The sequence below is a fragment of the Rhodanobacter aciditrophus genome, from assembly GCF_050026795.1.
GTDB lineage: Bacteria > Pseudomonadota > Gammaproteobacteria > Xanthomonadales > Rhodanobacteraceae > Rhodanobacter_A.
Genome location: NZ_JALBWP010000007.1, coordinates 197,791 through 215,163, shown reverse-complemented (window position 1 = coordinate 215,163; position 17,373 = coordinate 197,791). Strand labels below are relative to the sequence as shown.

Genomic DNA, 17,373 nt, shown 5'->3' with positions numbered 1-17,373 from the left:
CTTTTCGGTGAACGAGGAACGCGTGCTGGCCCTGGCCGGCCTCTACCAGGCCTGCGCACTGGTGCAGCAGCTGGCCAACCAGGGCCGCTGCGACGAGAGCGCGATGGACGCCGGCATCGCCAGCGTGTTCCGCATCGACGCTCCGTCGGTGGTGGCCGTGTACGGCAACATCGCCGGCGTGCGGCTGGGCCTGCGCAGCCTGGTGTCGCAGCTCGACGAACAGAGCGAGGACATGGCGGTGACCCGCATGGCGATGACCGTGATGCGGCTGGAACGCAGCCTGTCCGGCCGCCCGGAACTGCTCGACCGGCTGCGACAGGGCATCCGCGCCGCGCAGCGCCAGGCGGAGCATTTCGGCCAAGGTTCCAGTCAGGTCACCGCACGACTGGCCGAGCTCTACGCCTCCACGCTCTCCATCCTGCGGCCGCGCGTGATGGTCAACGGCAACCCGCAGTACCTGCAGCAGCCGGCCATCGTCGAGAAGGTGCGCAGCAACCTGCTCGCGGCGGTGCGCTCGGCGGTGCTGTGGCGCCAGCTTGGCGGCCGCCAGTGGCAGCTGCTGCTGTTCCGTCGCCAGTGCAGCATGCTGGCGCGCGGCCTGCTCACCGGGGCCACGCTCGACGGCCGCTAGCTAGCCGATCAGCTTCAGCCCGGGCAACTGCCGCGCCAGCGTGCGCAGCAGGGCGCCGAAGGCCGCAAGGTCGGCGCCCCAGGGCGTGGCCTCGCGCCAGTACAGCGCGATCTCGCGGCCCGGCGCCTGGCCCCTGATCTTCGCCAGCACGATGTCGGGTTTCGAGGCCAGCCGCGCGTGCGCCAGCGCAGGCACCAGGGCATGGCCGCCGCGCAGGCTGACCAGGGCGGCGAGGCTCTCCAGGCTCACGTCCTGCACGTGGCCGTCACCGTCGGCGTGGCTCTCGGCCATCAGGATCGCATCGACCTTTTCCAGCTGGTTCAGCGCTACGCTGCGCCGGCCAGCCAACGGGTGATCGGCGCGCAGCATCGCCTCCCACGGCTCGAAGAAGAGCGGCCGCATCGCGATGCCGCTGGCCACCGGCGCGAGCGGCGCCAGCACCGCATCGAGTTCGGCCTCGTGCAGGCGTCGCAACAGGCCGCGCGGCTTGCCTTCGGAAATGCCCAGCCGCACGCCCGGAAAATGCTGCGGGAACGGCGCGATCAGGTGCGGCAGCAGGTACGGTCCGAGCGACGCCGGCACGCCGAGGCGCAATTCGCCGCCGAACGCCACCGCGCCCGCGCGGGCGGCCTGCTGCAGCAGCCCGGCCGCGGCGAGCACGGCGTCGATGCGCTCCAGCAGGCGACAGCCGCCGGCAGTGGGCACCACCTTGCGGCCGCCGCGCTCGAACAGCGGCGCGCCCAGCGCCTGTTCCACCTTCTGCACCTGGTGCGACAGCCCGGACGGGCTGATGTGCATGGCCCGCGCCGCGCTGTTGAAGCTGCCGTGGCGATGCACCGCCTGCACCAGCGCGAGGTCGCGCAGCGAGACCGCCGCCAGCGCCGTCGAAATCATCGAATGCTGCATGTCATCAAATGCGTTTGTGCCGGACCGTTCCGGCGCCCATGCTATCCGGCATCCGGACAAGCCGCCTCCCCCCGGCGTGCGATGTCATGGCCCGCCCCGCAGCGATCACACGGCGTTTGCGCGATAATTGCGATCTTTGCCTGTCCGGTGCGTCACGGCGTGCCCGTAGCCCCTCCCACCCATCCCAGCAGGATTTCGCCAGGAGCCTTCCCATGAAAGATTCATTCCAGGTACGCGACACCTTCGAGGCCAACGGCAAGCGGTACAGCTTCGCCAGCCTCGCCAGGCTGGGCCAGCGCTTCGACATCAAGCGCCTGCCCTACTCGCTGAAGATCCTCCTGGAGAACCTGCTGCGCCACGAGGACGGCGTGGACGTCACCGCGAAGGAGATCGAGGCGATCGCCAGGTGGGACGCCAAGGCCGAACCCTCCACCGAGATCGCCTTCATGCCGGCACGCGTGATCCTGCAGGACTTCACCGGCGTGCCCTGCGTGGTCGACCTCGCCGCGATGCGCGACGCGGTGGTGAAGCTGGGCGGCGACGCCACCCAGATCAACCCGCTGAACCCGGTGGAGCTTGTGATCGACCACTCGGTGCAGGTGGACGTGTTCGGCTCCGAGGATGCGCTGGAGCAGAACGTGGCGATCGAATTCCAGCGCAACCAGGAGCGCTACAGCTTCCTGCGCTGGGGCCAGAAGGCCTTCCACAACTTCAAGGTGGTGCCGCCGCGCACCGGCATCGTGCACCAGGTGAACCTGGAGCACCTGGCCCGCGTGGTGTTCACCAAGGAAGCGGGCGGCGAGACCTGGGCCTACCCGGACACGCTGTTCGGCACCGACTCGCACACCACCATGGTCAACGGCCTGGGCGTGCTGGGCTGGGGCGTGGGCGGCATCGAGGCCGAGGCCGCGATGCTGGGCCAGCCCTCCTCCATGCTGATTCCGCAGGTGGTGGGCGTGAAGCTCTCGGGCCGGCTCGGCGAAGGCGTCACCGCCACCGACCTCGTGCTCACCGTCACCCAGATGCTGCGCAAGCTGGGCGTGGTGGGCAAGTTCGTGGAGTTCTTCGGCCCGGGCCTGAAGCACCTGGCGCTGGCCGACCGCGCCACCATCGGCAACATGGCGCCCGAGTACGGCGCCACCTGCGGCATCTTCCCGGTCGACCAGGAGGCACTGAACTACCTGCGCCTGTCCGGCCGCAGCGAGGAGCACATCGCGCTGGTTGAGGCCTACGCCAAGGCTCAGGGCATGTGGCACGACGAGCACACCCAGGATGCCGAATACTCCGCCGTGCTGGAGCTCGACCTGGCCGACGTCAAGCCTTCGATGGCCGGTCCCAAGCGTCCGCAGGACCGCGTGCTGCTCACCGACGTGCAGAAGAACTTCCACGAGATCGTGGGCCCGCTCACCGCCAGCCGCAGCAAGCCGCACGATGCCGCCGGCGTGGCGGTGACCCGCCACGGCGAGAGCTTCCGCGTCAACGACGGCTCGGTGGTGATTGCCGCGATCACCTCCTGCACCAACACCTCCAACCCGGCGGTGATGCTGGGCGCGGGCATCGTGGCCAAGAAGGCCGCCGCACGCGGCCTGAAGGCGAAGCCCTGGGTGAAGACCTCGCTGGCGCCCGGCTCCAAGGTGGTCACCGACTACCTCGAGCAGACCGGCCTGCTGAAGGAACTGGAGAAGATCAACTTCTACGTGGTCGGCTACGGCTGCACCACCTGCATCGGCAACTCCGGCCCGCTGCCCGAGGAAGTGAGCAAGGGCATCGCCGAAGGCGACCTCGCGGTGGGCGCGGTGCTCTCGGGCAACCGCAACTTCGAGGGCCGCGTGCACGCCGAGGTGAAGATGAACTACCTCGCCTCGCCGCCGCTGGTGGTGGCCTACGCCCTGGCCGGCACGCTGGACATCAACCTCGCCACCGACGCCATCGGCACCGGCAGCGACGGCAAGCCGGTCTACCTGAAGGACATCTGGCCGACCAACCAGGAGATTTCCGACGCCATCGCCGGCGCGATCAACCCGGCCATGTTCGCCAAGAACTATGCCGACGTGTTCAAGGGCGACGAGCGCTGGAACGGCATCGCCTTCCCCGGCGGCGACGTGTACCGCTGGGACGACTCCACCTACATCAAGAACCCGCCCTACTTCGACGGCATGACGATGGCGCCGGGCAAGGTGGAGGACATCCGCGGCGCCCGCGTGCTCGGCCTGTTCGGCGATTCGATCACCACCGACCACATCTCGCCGGCCGGCTCGATCAAGAAGGACAGCCCGGCGGGCCGCTTCCTGATCGAGAAGGGCGTGGCGCCGAAGGATTTCAACTCCTACGGCTCACGTCGCGGCAACGACGACGTGATGGTGCGCGGCACCTTCGCCAACATCCGCATCAAGAACCAGATGCTGGACGGCGTCGAGGGCGGCTACACGAAGCACGTGCCCTCGGGCGAGCAGATGGCGATCTACGACGCGGCGATGAAGTACAAGGCCGAGAAGACCCCGCTGATCGTGCTGGCCGGCAAGGAATACGGCACCGGCTCCAGCCGTGACTGGGCCGCCAAGGGCACCCTGCTGCTGGGCGTGAAGGCGGTGATCGCCGAGAGCTTCGAGCGCATCCATCGCTCCAATCTGGTCGGCATGGGCGTGCTGCCGCTGCAGTTCAAGGACGGCGAAAGCGCCAAGTCGCTGGGCCTGACGGGCTACGAGAGCTTCGAGATCACCGGCCTGGAAGGCGGCGAGTCGAAGGAAGCCAAGGTGGTCGCCACCGGTGCCGACGGCCAGAAGAAGGAGTTCACCGTGAAGGTGCTGCTGCTCACCCCGAAGGAGCGCGACTTCTTCCGCCACGGCGGCATCCTGCAGTACGTGCTGCGCCAGCTGGCCGGCAGGAAGGCCGCCTGACGCAGGCGCGCGCCGCACGCCGGAAACCCGAGCCGCCCCGACCAGTCGGGGCGGCTTTTTTCTGCCACGTCGCCTTGCCGCATACGCGCGCGCATGCTCCAATGCCTGCAGGGGGTGCCGCCATCTCCACACTGCCTTGGCGGCCATGATTCAGGAGTCGAACAAGCACATGAGCAACGAGCGTCCGTGGCTGGACCATTACCCGGAAGGCGTGCCCGCCGAGGTCGACCTCGATGCCTACGCCTCGGTGGCCGCCGTGCTGGAAGAAGCCTTCCAGCGCTTCCGCGACCGTCCCGCGTTCGCCAATTTCGGCAAGCGGCTCAGCTACCACCAGATCGACGAACTGAGCCGCCATTTCGCCGGTTACCTCACCGGCGTGCTCAAGCTCGGCAAGGGCGATCGCATCGCGATCATGATGCCGAACGTGCTGCAGTACCCGATCGCCCTGTTCGGTGCGCTGCGCGCCGGCCTGGTGGTGGTCAACACCAACCCCATGTACACCGCGCGCGAGCTGAAGCACCAGTTGGCGGACTCCGGCGCCAGGGCGATCGTGGTGCTGGACAACTTCGCCGCCACGCTGCAGCAGGTGCTGGCGGACACTCCGGTGCAGCACATCATCACCACCGGCATCGGCGACCTGCTCGGCTTCCCCAAGGGCACGCTGGTCAACTTCGTCATCAAGCACGTCAAGAAGATGGTGCCGGCCTACCGGCTGCCGCACGCCGTGCGCTTCCGCGACGCGCTGGCCCAAGGTGCCGCGCACCCGCTGCTGCCGGTGGAACTGGGCCATGGCGACATCGCCTTCCTGCAATACACCGGCGGCACCACCGGCGTGGCCAAGGGCGCCATGCTCAGTCACGGCAACATGGTGGCCAACATGCTCCAGGCGGGCGCCTGGATCGCCCGGAACGCGAAGCCGGGCGAGGAAGTCATCATCACCGCCCTGCCGCTGTATCACATCTTCTCGCTGTGCGCGAACGGGCTGGTGTTCATGCGCCTGGGCGGGCTCAACTGGCTGGTCACCAACCCGCGCGACATGCCGGGCTTCGTCAAGGAACTGCGGGCCTCGCGCTTCACCGCGATCACCGGCGTCAACACCCTGTTCAACGGCCTGCTCAACACGCCCGGTTTCGCCGAGGTGGACTTTTCGCGTCTGCATCTGACGCTGGGTGGCGGCATGGCCGTGCAACGCGCGGTGGCCGAGCGCTGGAAGAAGATCACCGGCTGCACCTTGGCCGAGGCCTACGGCCTCACCGAAACCTCGCCAGCCGCCTGCATCAACCCGCTCGACCTCAAGGACTACAACGGCTCGATCGGCCTGCCGATTCCGTCCACCGACGTCGCGATCTGGTCGGAAGACAACCGCCCGCTGCCGGTTGGCGAGGTGGGCGAGCTGATGGTGAAAGGCCCCCAGGTGATGCTGGGCTACTGGAACCGCCCCGACGAGACCGCGAAGGTGCTCGGCCCCGACGGCTGGCTGCACACCGGCGACATCGCGAAGATGGACGAGAACGGCTACTTCTACATCGTCGACCGCAAGAAGGACATGATCCTGGTGTCCGGCTTCAACGTGTACCCGAACGAGGTGGAGGATGCGGTGATGCAGCACCCGGGCGTGGCCGAGGTGGCCGCGGTGGGTGTGGCCGACGAGCATTCCGGCGAGGTGGTGAAGCTGTTCGTGGTACGCAAGGACCCGGGCCTCACCGAGGACGCGCTCAAGCAGTTCTGCCGCGAACGACTCACCGGCTATAAGCGGCCCAAGTTCATCGAGTTCCGCGACACCTTGCCGAAGAGCAACGTGGGCAAGATCCTGCGTCGCGAGCTGCGCGACGAGAAGAAAAGCGCGGCCGTGGCCGGCTGATCCCGCTCCGGCCGCCGCGCCGTCGCGCACGGCGACCCGCCGGCGGCATCGGGCTCATGGTTCGCGAAAGAACCCGCATCCCGCGGAATTTCCCGCTGGCACGTCCGGCAGCTGCAAGCACGCCCCGCGAGCCAGCCGCCTGTGCGACCGGCCACCCGCAGCCGGGTCGGGAGGCGGGCAATTCACCGCCTCTCAGTTCTTCCATGCCTCCAGGATGTCGGCGTAGCCACCCAGCAGGTTCCACAGCGGCACCTGCTTGTCCTCCGGGATGCACACGTAGGAAAAGCCGATGTTGTGGTCGGCGACGCGCGCCACCTGCGCCTCCAGATGGATGTGCAGGTCGTTGCCGAAGATCATGTCCAGCAGCCAGGTCTGTCCCACCTCGCCGCTCCAGCCCAGCGGCCGGCGCAGCAGCGCACCGGTAGCGGAAATGTCCACCAGCTCGGTGGGATGCGATTCGACGCCGCGGCTCATCAGCACGGTTGTTTCGATCTGCATGCGCGCCGGACGCAAGCGCTCGGATTCGTCGCTGAACTTGTTGTCGTCCTTCGCCATGCCGGGCTCCTTTTCTGTTGCATTCCGCCACTGTGGCGGCCCTGCGGAACGGCTTGCCTGCTGTGTCCGCCATCACGTTCAAGCAAGCCGTGTGCCACACCCTTGAAACGGTGGTGTGGCACGCCTTCTGCCCGCATTTTTCGCCACGGTGACTGACGCGTGCTCGCCGAGTCGGACACTCATGGTCACCTGTGCGGCCCGCCGCCCGGTTCGCACCGTCGTGAGCGGAACGGGTCGCTGCCGTCCATGCGAGAAGGGCATTGTACCCACGTGCACGCGCGTACCGCGCATCAACCATGGTCCCGTGCGCTGGACTTGTCGCCGGGCAGTCGCTACTCTGTGCGACACGCGTGGCGCCACGGTCAGACGCCGGCCGTTCGTTCCGGCGGCGATGGCGCCCACCCGATGCCCCAGGCAGATCGTCCGACTTGTCGGTGACGTCCCGTTCGCCACCGCATCGCCTTGTTCCCGCCAGACGCGACCAGCATCCCGCGGCGGCACTTGGCTGCAACGCCCGCACGCCTGATCGAACCGCGACGCGCGGCTTCGTCACGCCGGCGGCGGCAAGGGGGAGCCGGACGCTGTCCGCACGGCATCGTGCGAAACCGCTTTACCGAAGTGCCGCCTCGGCGCCACGATCCGTGCACAGGCCCAGCCAGGATCGCGCGGCGAGGCAACCGTTTCGCCCCATGGACCAAGACGCATTGCCGGCCGCCGGGCGGCCCAACGACACGTATCGATGAGCACCGAGCCAGTCGGGCCGCAGGGCCCGGTCGTATCGCAGGACAATCACGCAGCGCCTCCCCAGCAGCAGGAGATGCCGCTGGCGATCGTGCGCGGCGAACCGGTGCTGCAGATGCCGCAGGACCTGTACATCCCGCCGGATGCACTGGAAGTGTTCCTGGAGGCGTTCGAGGGGCCGCTGGACCTGCTGCTGTACCTGATCCGCCGGCAGAACCTGGACATCCTGGACATTCCGATTGCCGAGATCACCCGGCAGTACATGGAATACATCGACATGATGCGGGAGACGATGCGGCTGGAACTGGCCGCGGAGTACCTGCTCATGGCCGCGATACTGGGCGAGATCAAGTCGCGGCTGCTGCTGCCACGGCCGCCAGCCGAGGAAGGCGTCGAGGAAGATCCGCGTGCCGAGCTGGTGCGCCGCCTGCAGGAGTACGAGCGCTTCAAGAAGGCCGCGGAGGACATCGACACCCTGCCCCGCATGGAGCGCGACACCGCGCCGGCGCAGGCCGACACCGGCGAACGCAACGTGATCAAGCTGCCCCCGCCGCTCGACCTCAAGGAAATGCTGCTGGCGCTGAAGGACGTGCTGCACCGCGCCGAGCTGTTCGGCCACCACGCCATCAAGCGCGAGGCGCTCAGCGTGCGCCAGCGCATGGGCGAGCTGCTGGGCAAGCTGGAAGGTCACGCCTTCCACCGTTTCGAGACGCTGTTCGACGTCAGCGAAGGCCGCCTCGGCGTGGTGGTCACCTTCCTCGCCATGCTGGAGCTGGCCAAGGAAATGCTGATCGAGATCGTGCAGGAAGCCCCACTGGCGCCGATCTACCTGAAGGCGCGGGTGGAACACGGCGAGGAGCCCCTCCCCGACCGCATGGAAACCGACGGGGCGAACGACCCCGTCGCAGAGGAATCGGCGTTCGAGACCCCGGACACCGCCGGCAACGGCACTCACTGAATCGGCACCGCAGGCCCATGCAGATCGAGCAACTCAAACCCATCGTCGAGGCGGCCCTGCTCGCCGCCAGCCAGCCGATGACGGTCGCCCAGCTTGGCGACCTGTTCGCCGAAGCCGACGAGGTCGGCCACGAGCAGATCGCCCGCGCGCTGGAAGCCCTCGCCGCCGACTGCGACGGCCGCGGCGTCGAACTCAAGGAGGTCGCCTCCGGTTTCCGCTACCAGGTACGCCAGGATGTGCACCCCTGGATCTCGCGGATGTGGACCGAGAAGCCCAGCCGCTACTCGCGCGCGCTGCTGGAAACGCTGGCGCTGATCGCCTATCGCCAGCCGATCACCCGCCCCGAGATCGAACAGATCCGCGGCGTGGTGGTCTCCAGCAACATCATCAAGACGCTGGAGGAGCGCGAGTGGATCCGCGTGGTCGGCTACCGCGACGTGCCCGGCAAGCCGGCGCTGTTCGGCACCACCCGCGCGTTCCTCGACTACTTCAACCTGAAATCGCTGGACCAGCTGCCGCCGCTTTCCGAAATCCGCGACATGGAAGATCCGCAGATGGGCTTCGAGCAGACCCCGTTGCCGGCCCGCGTGATCAAGGACCTGCCGATCGATCCGGACGAAGAGGCGCCGGCCGGGGAAGCAACCGCCGAAACCGATGAGGAGATCGGCGAACCGCTGCTCGACGACAACACGGCGGACCACGAGGCTGCGCCTTCGGCCGAAACCGCCGGGGACGTGGCAATCGCGTCCGATGCATCCGAACCCACCACCACTGCCGACGAGGCAGCGGCCCCCGCGGACGTCGACCACGACACCGCCACACAGCATTCCTGAGGAGTATCGCGCATGACTGCGCAGCAGAAATCCATCCTTTCCCTCAAGCGCGCGCCGCTCAGCGACGCGGCGCCGCTCGAAGAGCGCTTGCACAAGGTGCTTGCCAATGCAGGCCTCGGCTCGCGCCGCATGCTCGAACAGCGCATCCAGGCCGGCGAGATCGAACTCAACGGCAGCCCCGCCACCATCGGCACCAGCGTGCACGCGGGCGACCGCGTGGTGGTCGACGGCAAGCAGTTCGTGGTCGCCACCGACAACCGCGGCGACGCCGAGGTCCTGATCTACCACAAGCCCGAGGGCGTGCTGACCACCCGCGACGATCCCGAGGGCCGCCCCACCGTGTTCGAGCAGTTGCCGCGCCTGAAGGGCGCGCGCTGGGTCGCCGTGGGCCGCCTCGACATCAACACCACCGGCCTGCTGCTGCTCACCACCGACGGCGAACTGGCCAACGCGCTGATGCACCCGAAGAGCGGCATCGAGCGCGAGTACCTCTGCCGCGTGCATGGCGAGGTGCCCGACGAGGTGATCGAGAAGCTCAAGGCCGGCGTGGAGCTGGAGGACGGCCCCGCCCGTTTCGACGAGATCGCGGTGATCAGCCGCGGCGGCAGCCACAGCTGGTTCCGCGTGGTGATCCGCGAGGGGCGCAACCGCGAAGTGCGCCGACTGTGGGATTCGCAGGGCTTCCTGGTCAGCCGCCTGAAGCGCATCCGCTACGGCGGCATCGAGCTGCCGCGCACCCTGCGCCGCGGCGACTGCGAGGCGCTGGACGAGGAGGCGGTGAAGCAGTTGCGCCAGACCAGCGGCCTCGGCGCACCGCAGCCCGTGCTGACCCTGAGCCCGGTGTTGCACCAGCGCCGTGCCCCGCGCAACGTCACCGAATACCGCCCCGAGCGCGGTTCGACCGGCGCCTGGAGCGGCGGCTACCACGACGAGGCGCGCGAGCTGCGCGCCTTCGACCGTATCCGCGAGGAACCGCCGCGCGGTCGCCAGAAGCAGCGCCGTCCCGGCCAGGAAGTGAACGGCAACGTGGCGCTGCCCGAGCGCGGCCCCGGCGCCGCGAGGCGCAAGAAGAACAAGCGCGGCGTCGCGCCCGGCCAGGAGCTGCCCTCGGTGCGCACCTGGTTCGCCGGCGACAGCCGCGACGGCGCCGCCCGCCCGGCCGGCGTCCCCGGCAAGCGCCGCAGCGGCAAGCCAGCCGGTGCCCGCGGCGGCGCAAGCCAGGGCGGCTTCGCGCCGGCCAATCCTCACGGCGGCTTCGGCGGCAGCCACGGCAACGAGGCTCGCCCCGGCGGCAACCGTCCCGGCCGCGGCCGGCCGCAAGGCCAGGGCGGCAATCGCCCGCCGCACGGCGCCAGCCGCCCCGGCGGCAACCGCCCGCACGGCCGCGGCGGCAGCCGCTCGGGCAACCGCTGAGCACCGCGGCTGCGACGCCCGTGATCCGCATCTATCACAACAACCGCTGCAGCAAGTCGCGCGCCACGCTGGCGCTGCTCGAAGACCGCAAGGTCGAGGTGGTGAACTACCTCGAGAACCCGCCTGACGCGGTCGATCTGCAGCGGCTGCTCAAGCTGCTGGGCATCCCCGCGCGGCAGCTGCTGCGCAGCGGCGAGGCCGTTTACCGGGAGCTCGGCCTTGCCGACCCCGCACTCGACGACGATGCGCTGATCGCCGCGATGGTGGCGCATCCTATCCTGATCGAGCGCCCCATCGTGGTCGCCAACGGCAAGGCCGCGATCGGCCGGCCGCCGGAGGCGGTGCTGGCGATACTCTGAAACAGCGCTTGCAGAGAGCCCTGCAGGATGCGGGGCTTCCTGCAAGGAGCTTCAGTTCGGATCGAGCGTGAACCGGTCTGCATCCATCCATGCCGGGAAGCGCTCGCGATGGGCCAGCAATGGTGCAGGGTCGAGGGTGACGGTGGCGACCTGCTCCAGCGCGCCGCACTCCACTAGCGGCTCGCCCAGCGGATCGATCACCGCACTGTCGCCGGCATAAGGCAGGTCGTTGCCATCCACGCCCACGCGGTTCACGCCGATCACGCAGGCGAGATTTTCGATGGCGCGGGCGCGCAGCAAGGTGCGCCAGGGCTGGCGGCGCGGTGCGGGCCAGTTGGCCACGAAGATCGCGAGGTCATAGTCCATGCCGCCCGCCGCGCTTTCCAGCCGGAGGTTGCGCAGCCACACCGGAAAGCGCAGGTCGTAGCAGACCTGCGGCAGGATGCGCCAGCCTTTCAGCTCCACGACCAGCCGATCCTTGCCCCCGCCGTAGCGGGTGTGCTCGCCGGCCATGCGGAACAGGTGGCGCTTGTCGTATTGCTCGAACGTGCCGTCCGCGCGCATCCACAACAGGCGGTTGTAGACGATGCCGCCTTCGCGGATCGCGAGGCTGCCGCAGATCACCGCTTCCATCTCGATGGCCAGGGCGCGCAGCCAGGCCACGCCTTCGCCATCCATGGTTTCCGCGCTGGCGCGGATGTCGTTGCTGAAGCCGGACAGGAAGGTTTCCGGCAGCACGATCAGATCGCTGCCGCGGGCGCGGCGCACCAGTGCGCCGTAGTAATCGCGGTTGGCCGGCGCGTCGTGCCAGCGGGTGGCTCCCTGCACCAGCGACACGGTCAGCGGTTCGAGGCTCACAGCCTGCACAGCCGTTCGGCGGCCGCCTCCATGGTGGCGTCGCTCTTGGCGAAGCACAGGCGCAGCAGGCGCGTGCCCGGTGCGGTCTCGCAGAACGGCGTCAGCGGGATCGCCGCCACTCCACCCTCTTCCACCAGCCAGCGGCTGAAAGCGAGGTCGTCCTCGTCGCGGATGGCCGAGTAGTCCACCAGCTGGAAGTAGCCGCCTGGCACGTCGAGCAGCTTGAAGCGCGAGGATTTGAGCAGTGCGCGAAAGCGATCGCGCTTGGCCTGGTAGAACGCGGGCAGATCGAGGTAATGCTGCGGGTCGCTGGCGAGGAACTCGGCGAACGCCTGCTGCGCGGGATGGAAGCTGCAGAACGTGAGGTACTGGTGCACCTTGCGGAACTCCGCGGTGAGCGCGCGCGGCGCCACCGCATAGCCCAGCTTCCAGCCGGTGCAGTGGTAGGTCTTGCCGAAGGAGGACACCACGATGCTGCGCGCGGCGAGTTCGGGATGGCGCAGCACGCTCTCGTGCTGCCTGCCGTCGTAGACGATGTGCTCGTACACCTCATCGGAGAGCACCACGATGCCGGTGTCGCGCACGATTGCCGCCAGCTCGTCGAGATCGGCCGCCGACAGCACCGCGCCGGACGGGTTGTGCGGGCTGTTGACGAGGATCATGCGCGTGCGCGGCGTCAGCGCGTCGCGCACGCGCTGCCAGTCCACCGCGAACGTCGGCGCGACCAGCGGGATGTGCACCGCCTTCGCACCCTGCAGTTCGATCGCCGGCTCGTAGCTGTCGTAGGCGGGATCGAACACGATCACCTCCTCGCCCGTGCGCACCACGGCGGCGATCGCCGCGAACAGCGCCTCGGTGGCGCCGGAAGTGACGGTGATCTCGGCGTCCACGTCGGGCCGATGGCCGTACATGCGCTCGGTCTTGGTCGCGATCTGCTCACGCAACGCAGCCGTACCGTGCATCGGCGCGTACTGGTTCCTGCCTTCGTTCATCGCGCGCGCCAGCGCGTCGCGCAAGCCCTGCGGCGGCTCGAAGTCGGGAAAGCCCTGCCCCAGGTTCACCGCCTTGTGCTCCAGCGCGAGCTGGCTCATCACGCTGAAAATGGTGGTGCCGACCTTGGGAAGCTTGGTGTCGATCTTCATCGCGCCGCCGTATGGAAGTCCAAACGGAAAGCCTAGCATGCTCACATGGCGGAAAGCGGCCGCACCTTGCACTCCTCGTGCTTGCGCAGGGCGGCGTCGGGCAGCCGCTCGGCGAGGAAGTCCACCAGCGCGCGCACGCCCGGCAGCATGCCGCGGCGGCTGGGGTAGATGAAGTGCATGGTGCCTTCCGGCGCGCTCCATTCCGGCAGCAGCACCTCCAGCTCGCCGCGGGTCACCGCCGGCGCGCAGACGAATTCCGGCAGCAGGGTCACGCCGACACCGCGCCGCGCCGCTTCCAGCAGCACGGCGAAGTCGCCGCAAATGAGCCGCGCCTGCACCTCCACACTCACGCGTTCCCCCGCCGCGTCGAGCAGCTCCCAGGTCTGCGGACCTTCGTGCTCCTGCATCGACAACGCCGGCAGCTTGGCCAGCTCGTCGGGGTGCTGCGGCCGCCCCAGCGCGTCGAGCAGCGCGGGACTGGCCACCGGCAGCACGCGCGACTGGCCGAAGCTGCGCACCACCATGTTGGCGTCGGTATCGAGCTTGCTGCGTACGCGGATCGCAAGGTCGTAACCTTCGCCCAGCAGGTCCACGCGCCGGTTGCTCGACAGCACACGCACCTGCAGCTTGGGATAGCGCGCCATGAAGTCCGGCAACACGTGCGCCAGGATGGTCTGGGTGAGCGACACCGGGCAGCTCAACCGCACCACGCCGCGCGGCTCGGCACGCAACTCGTCAACCGCTTCCTGCGCGGCGCGCGCCTCCTCCAGCACCGCGCGGCAGTGTGCGTAGAAGCGCTCGCCCACTTCGGTGACCACGAAGCGACGGGTGGTTCGCTGCAGCAGGCGCACGCCGAGGCGGTCCTCCAGCTGGGCCACCCGCTTGCTGAGTCGCGACTTGGGTACGCCCAGCGCCCGCCCCGCCGCGGAAAAACCGCCGTGATCCACCACCGCAGCGAAGAAATACAGGTCGTTGAGGTCCTGCAGCGCCCCGTTCAACAGCGTCATCACCGTTTCCCTTTTCGAACGACAGGTTCGAGTCTTGCCGGCTGATCGCCAGATTGTTCCAAATATACCTTGATCCCGTCGCCGGCAACCTCGGCTCGATCAGCGCGCCGACGCACAGCCTCGGCGTTTCCTGCCAACGCGAGGCGTGGCGGGGTCGTATCGCGGTGACGGGCAAGAATCCGTTGCAGCACCGCTGATCCCGAGCGCCTGGCCGGCGCAAGCGGGGATCGCGACCTCCAGACGTGGCGGCATGCACGCCACCAACCGCCGGATTTCCACAAATCCTCATCTGCGCGCCCTGCCCGGCTTCCAGGCTATCGACCGGGGAAATTCGTGCGGGCCGGCGGCGTGAACATCGACCCCAGACGCAAGACCAGGGCCTTGGCCTCGGCTCACCCAAGCTGTCGGCACCCTCGGCTGTGTCGCCCGGCTTGCTCCAGCCTCCGTCCGTCGGCACGAAGAAGGAGGCCCGCATGGAATAGCCCGGCGTCGGCCTTGCGCCCCTGCCATCAGTCATGGTGCCAATCCCGCTCGCAGTGCTTGACGGTTCTTTTTCTAGTGTTATAGTCCACTACAACACCGGTCAACGAGCTCACTAGAGGAGAGCCGACATGAACGCGAAGTCCCAGCCCAGCACGAACCGCCCCGCCATCGTCGCCGATGACGTCTTCGTCTCCACCCTGATTCCGGCCCGGCACTGGATCGCTTCCGCTGCCGCCCTGCTGATGACTACCCTGACCCTGGCCGTGGTGAACCTGCCGGTCCGCACGCCCGAACTCGCCTGGATCAACGGCATCCACGTGACCAACCTGGCGCCGGTCGAGGTGACGCCCACCAGCGCCGAACTGAAGGCCGCCGCCCTGCTGGAACATGCCGCCGTGGGCGCCGTCACCCTGCCCGACGGCGGCAGCGCCGCCCGGCTCGGGGCGCAACTGGCCATGCCCTACTATTCGTTTGGCACCACGACGGCCGGCATTGCCAGCAGCAAGGAATAATCCATGACCATCACCTGGAACGACAGCATCCCGATCTATCGCCAACTGCACCAACGCGTGGTGGCGATGATCCTGGATGGCGCCCTGAACGAGGGCGACCCGCTGCCGTCGGTGCGCCAGGTTGCCGCGGATTTCCAGATCAATCCGCTGACCGTGTCGAAGGCGTACCAGGAGCTGGTCGACGAACGCTTGGTTGAGAAAAGGAGGGGCCTGGGCATGTTTGTCATCGAGGGAGCGCGCGAGGAACTGCTGAAATCCGAGCGCGAACGTTTTCTGCGCGAAGAATGGCCCGCGCTGTACGCCCGCCTGCAACGGCTGGGCCTGGACCTGAAGACCCTGCTGCGCGAAGCGCCGTCCGAGCCGGAGAAGCACGCATGAACGCCGTCGTCGCCGCCAGCGGCCTCTCCAAGCGCTACAAGAACACCGCCGCGCTGGACAACGTGAGCTTCGAGATCCAGCCCGGCCGCATCGTGGGCCTGATCGGCCCGAACGGCGCCGGCAAGACCACCGCGCTGAAAGCCATCCTCGGCCTCACCGATTTCCAGGGCGAGCTCTCCGTACTGGGCCTCGACCCGCGCAGGCAGCGCGGCAAGCTGATGGAACAGGTCTGCTTCATCGCCGACGTGGCGGTGCTGCCGCGCTGGATCCGCGTGCGCGAGGCGGTCGACTTCGTCGCCCACGTGCACCCGCGCTTCGACCGCAAGAAGTGCGAGGCCTTCCTCGCCCGCACCAAGCTCACACCCGAGATGCGCGTCAAGCAGATGTCCAAGGGCATGATCGTGCAGCTGCACCTCGCGCTGGTGATGGCCATCGACGCCCGGCTGCTGGTGCTGGACGAGCCCACGCTCGGCCTGGACATCCTGTACCGCAAGCAGTTCTACCAGAGCCTGCTGGAAGACTACTTCGACGAGAACAAGACCATCATCGTCACCACCCACCAGGTGGAGGAAGTCGAGCACATCCTCACCGACCTGATGTTCATCCAGGGCGGCAGGATCGTGCTGGACACCGACATGGACACGGTGGGCGAACGTTTCGCCGAGCTGATGGTGGGCGCCGACAAGGCCGCCGAGGCCCGCCAGCTCAAGCCGCTGGACGAGCGCCAGGTGTTCGGCAAGAGCATCTTCCTGTTCGACGGCGTCGACAAATCGCGGCTGGAGGCACTGGGCGAGATCCGCCGCCCCTCCGTGAGCGACCTGTTCGTCGCCACCATGAAAGGGACCTACGCATGAAAACCCCGGTTCTGAACGAAATGTACTGGCTCGTGAAGCGCGAGTTCTGGGAGCACCGCGGCGGCTTCCTGTGGGCGCCGGTGATCGTGGGCGGCGTGTTCCTGCTGCTCAACATCATGGGCGTCATCGCCGGCGAGGTGCTCGGCGGCCATTTCAACGGCCATGCCGATTTCATCGGCAACAACATGCACCTGTTCGACCAGGCGCTGAAAGACGCCGATGCGGACAAGATCGGCGCAGGCTTGGACATCATGATGTTCTCCACCACCGCCATCATCAGCATCGTGCTGGGGTTCGTGGTGTTCTTCTATTTCCTCGGCGCTCTTTACGACGACCGTCGCGACCGCAGCCTGCTATTCTGGAAGTCGCTGCCGCTGTCGGACACTGCCACCGTGCTCTCCAAGGTCGTGGCCGGCACCATCCTGGCGCCCGTGATCGCGGTTGTCTGCGGCGTACTGACCGGCATCGGCATGCTGCTGTTGTTCACCATCACGCTGTCGTTCCATGGCGTCAGCCTGTGGCATCTGCTGACCTATGCACACCCATTCCGCGTCACCGCCAACCTGATCGGCACCATCCCGCTGTACACGCTGTGGGCGCTGCCCGCCACCGGCTGGTTGCTGCTCTGCTCTGCCTGGGCACGCAGCAAGCCCTTCCTGTGGGCCGCGGTGCTGCCAGTGGCGGTGGGTTTGATGCTGGGCTGGTTCAACCTGCTGGCCGGCCACATTCTGGGTAGCGACTGGTACTGGAGCGACGTCTTCGGCCGCATCCTGCTCAGCGTGTTTCCGGGCGGCTGGCTGGGTCTGCAGCACTTCTCCGACATGGGCGGCAACGCGGCGCACCCGATGGACTTCCTGAGCCTGGGCAACTCCTACTCCGTGATGGCCGCGCCCAGCTTCTGGATCGGTGCCATCGCCGGCCTCGCCCTGATCGCCGGTGCCATCTGGCTGCGCCGCTGGCGCGACGACACCTGATATCCCATCGA

General features: G+C 68.0%; 16 protein-coding genes. 11 read left to right on the top strand and 5 right to left on the bottom strand.

Features of this window, described 5'->3' with window-relative positions:
• Window positions 1–7 precede the first annotated feature (7 nt).
• Window positions 8–631, top strand: a complete 624-nt coding sequence (hflD, locus tag ACQGNW_RS01540) for a high frequency lysogenization protein HflD (protein WP_426661356.1) — start codon at window positions 8–10, stop codon at window positions 629–631.
• Here the strand turns inward: hflD and ACQGNW_RS01535 are convergent, their stop codons facing one another.
• Window positions 632–1,537 carry a LysR family transcriptional regulator gene (locus ACQGNW_RS01535; RefSeq protein WP_426661297.1) on the bottom strand — a complete coding sequence of 302 codons (906 nt, stop codon included), beginning with the start codon at window positions 1,535–1,537 and terminating at the stop codon, window positions 632–634. It abuts the gene before it with no gap.
• 212 nt (window positions 1,538–1,749) lie between these two features.
• Between ACQGNW_RS01535 and acnA the strand changes: the two genes are divergently transcribed.
• Entirely contained in the window at window positions 1,750–4,434 is a 2,685-nt protein-coding gene (gene acnA, locus ACQGNW_RS01530; protein WP_426661296.1) for an aconitate hydratase AcnA, read from the top strand.
• A 169-nt stretch (window positions 4,435–4,603) separates the two neighbouring features.
• A complete protein-coding gene (locus tag ACQGNW_RS01525; protein ID WP_426661295.1) occupies window positions 4,604–6,295 on the top strand; it encodes an AMP-binding protein in 1,692 nt (563 codons plus the stop codon).
• A 192-nt stretch (window positions 6,296–6,487) separates the two neighbouring features.
• Here the strand turns inward: ACQGNW_RS01525 and ACQGNW_RS01520 are convergent, their stop codons facing one another.
• Window positions 6,488–6,850, bottom strand: coding sequence for a PilZ domain-containing protein (locus ACQGNW_RS01520; protein ID WP_426661294.1), 363 nt, complete (start codon window positions 6,848–6,850; stop codon window positions 6,488–6,490).
• A gap of 739 nt (window positions 6,851–7,589) precedes the next feature.
• Here ACQGNW_RS01520 and ACQGNW_RS01515 point away from each other — a divergent pair.
• The 4 genes from ACQGNW_RS01515 to arsC are packed head-to-tail and all read left to right on the top strand — an operon-like array spanning window position 7,590 to window position 11,154.
• Window positions 7,590–8,549, top strand: coding sequence for a segregation and condensation protein A (locus ACQGNW_RS01515; RefSeq protein ID WP_426661293.1), 960 nt, complete (start codon window positions 7,590–7,592; stop codon window positions 8,547–8,549).
• Window positions 8,550–8,566: 17 nt separating this feature from the next.
• A complete protein-coding gene (scpB, locus tag ACQGNW_RS01510; protein ID WP_426661292.1) occupies window positions 8,567–9,382 on the top strand; it encodes an SMC-Scp complex subunit ScpB in 816 nt (271 codons plus the stop codon).
• A gap of 12 nt (window positions 9,383–9,394) precedes the next feature.
• Window positions 9,395–10,795 carry a pseudouridine synthase gene (locus ACQGNW_RS01505; protein ID WP_426661291.1) on the top strand — a complete coding sequence of 467 codons (1,401 nt, stop codon included), beginning with the start codon at window positions 9,395–9,397 and terminating at the stop codon, window positions 10,793–10,795.
• A 20-nt stretch (window positions 10,796–10,815) separates the two neighbouring features.
• Window positions 10,816–11,154 (top strand): arsenate reductase (glutaredoxin), encoded by a 339-nt coding sequence (gene arsC / locus ACQGNW_RS01500; RefSeq protein WP_426661290.1) that lies wholly within the window; start codon window positions 10,816–10,818, stop codon window positions 11,152–11,154.
• A 51-nt stretch (window positions 11,155–11,205) separates the two neighbouring features.
• Here arsC and ACQGNW_RS01495 read toward each other — a convergent pair whose 3' ends face one another.
• Genes ACQGNW_RS01495 through ACQGNW_RS01485 form a run of 3 tightly spaced genes read right to left on the bottom strand, consistent with a single transcriptional unit; the run spans window position 11,206 to window position 14,161 of the window.
• On the bottom strand, window positions 11,206–12,012 hold the full coding sequence (locus tag ACQGNW_RS01495; protein WP_426661289.1) for an amidohydrolase: 807 nt from the start codon (window positions 12,010–12,012) through the stop codon (window positions 11,206–11,208).
• Window positions 12,009–13,154: a pyridoxal phosphate-dependent aminotransferase gene (locus ACQGNW_RS01490; protein ID WP_426661288.1), complete on the bottom strand. Its 1,146-nt coding sequence runs from the start codon at window positions 13,152–13,154 to the stop codon at window positions 12,009–12,011. The genes ACQGNW_RS01495 and ACQGNW_RS01490 overlap by 4 nt, the downstream gene beginning before the upstream one ends.
• Before the next feature lie 41 nt (window positions 13,155–13,195).
• Window positions 13,196–14,161 carry a LysR substrate-binding domain-containing protein gene (locus tag ACQGNW_RS01485; protein WP_426661287.1) on the bottom strand — a complete coding sequence of 322 codons (966 nt, stop codon included), beginning with the start codon at window positions 14,159–14,161 and terminating at the stop codon, window positions 13,196–13,198.
• Window positions 14,162–14,772: 611 nt separating this feature from the next.
• Between ACQGNW_RS01485 and ACQGNW_RS01480 the strand changes: the two genes are divergently transcribed.
• The 4 genes from ACQGNW_RS01480 to ACQGNW_RS01465 are packed head-to-tail and all read left to right on the top strand — an operon-like array spanning window position 14,773 to window position 17,362.
• Complete coding sequence (locus tag ACQGNW_RS01480; RefSeq protein ID WP_426661286.1) at window positions 14,773–15,156, top strand: hypothetical protein; 384 nt, start codon at window positions 14,773–14,775, stop codon at window positions 15,154–15,156.
• A 3-nt stretch (window positions 15,157–15,159) separates the two neighbouring features.
• Window positions 15,160–15,534, top strand: coding sequence for a GntR family transcriptional regulator (locus tag ACQGNW_RS01475; protein WP_077485172.1), 375 nt, complete (start codon window positions 15,160–15,162; stop codon window positions 15,532–15,534).
• Window positions 15,531–16,388 (top strand): ABC transporter ATP-binding protein, encoded by an 858-nt coding sequence (locus tag ACQGNW_RS01470; RefSeq protein ID WP_426661285.1) that lies wholly within the window; start codon window positions 15,531–15,533, stop codon window positions 16,386–16,388. Before ACQGNW_RS01475 ends, ACQGNW_RS01470 begins: the two co-directional genes overlap by 4 nt.
• Window positions 16,385–17,362, top strand: coding sequence for a hypothetical protein (locus tag ACQGNW_RS01465; protein WP_426661284.1), 978 nt, complete (start codon window positions 16,385–16,387; stop codon window positions 17,360–17,362). The genes ACQGNW_RS01470 and ACQGNW_RS01465 overlap by 4 nt, the downstream gene beginning before the upstream one ends.
• Window positions 17,363–17,373: the final 11 nt, after the last annotated feature.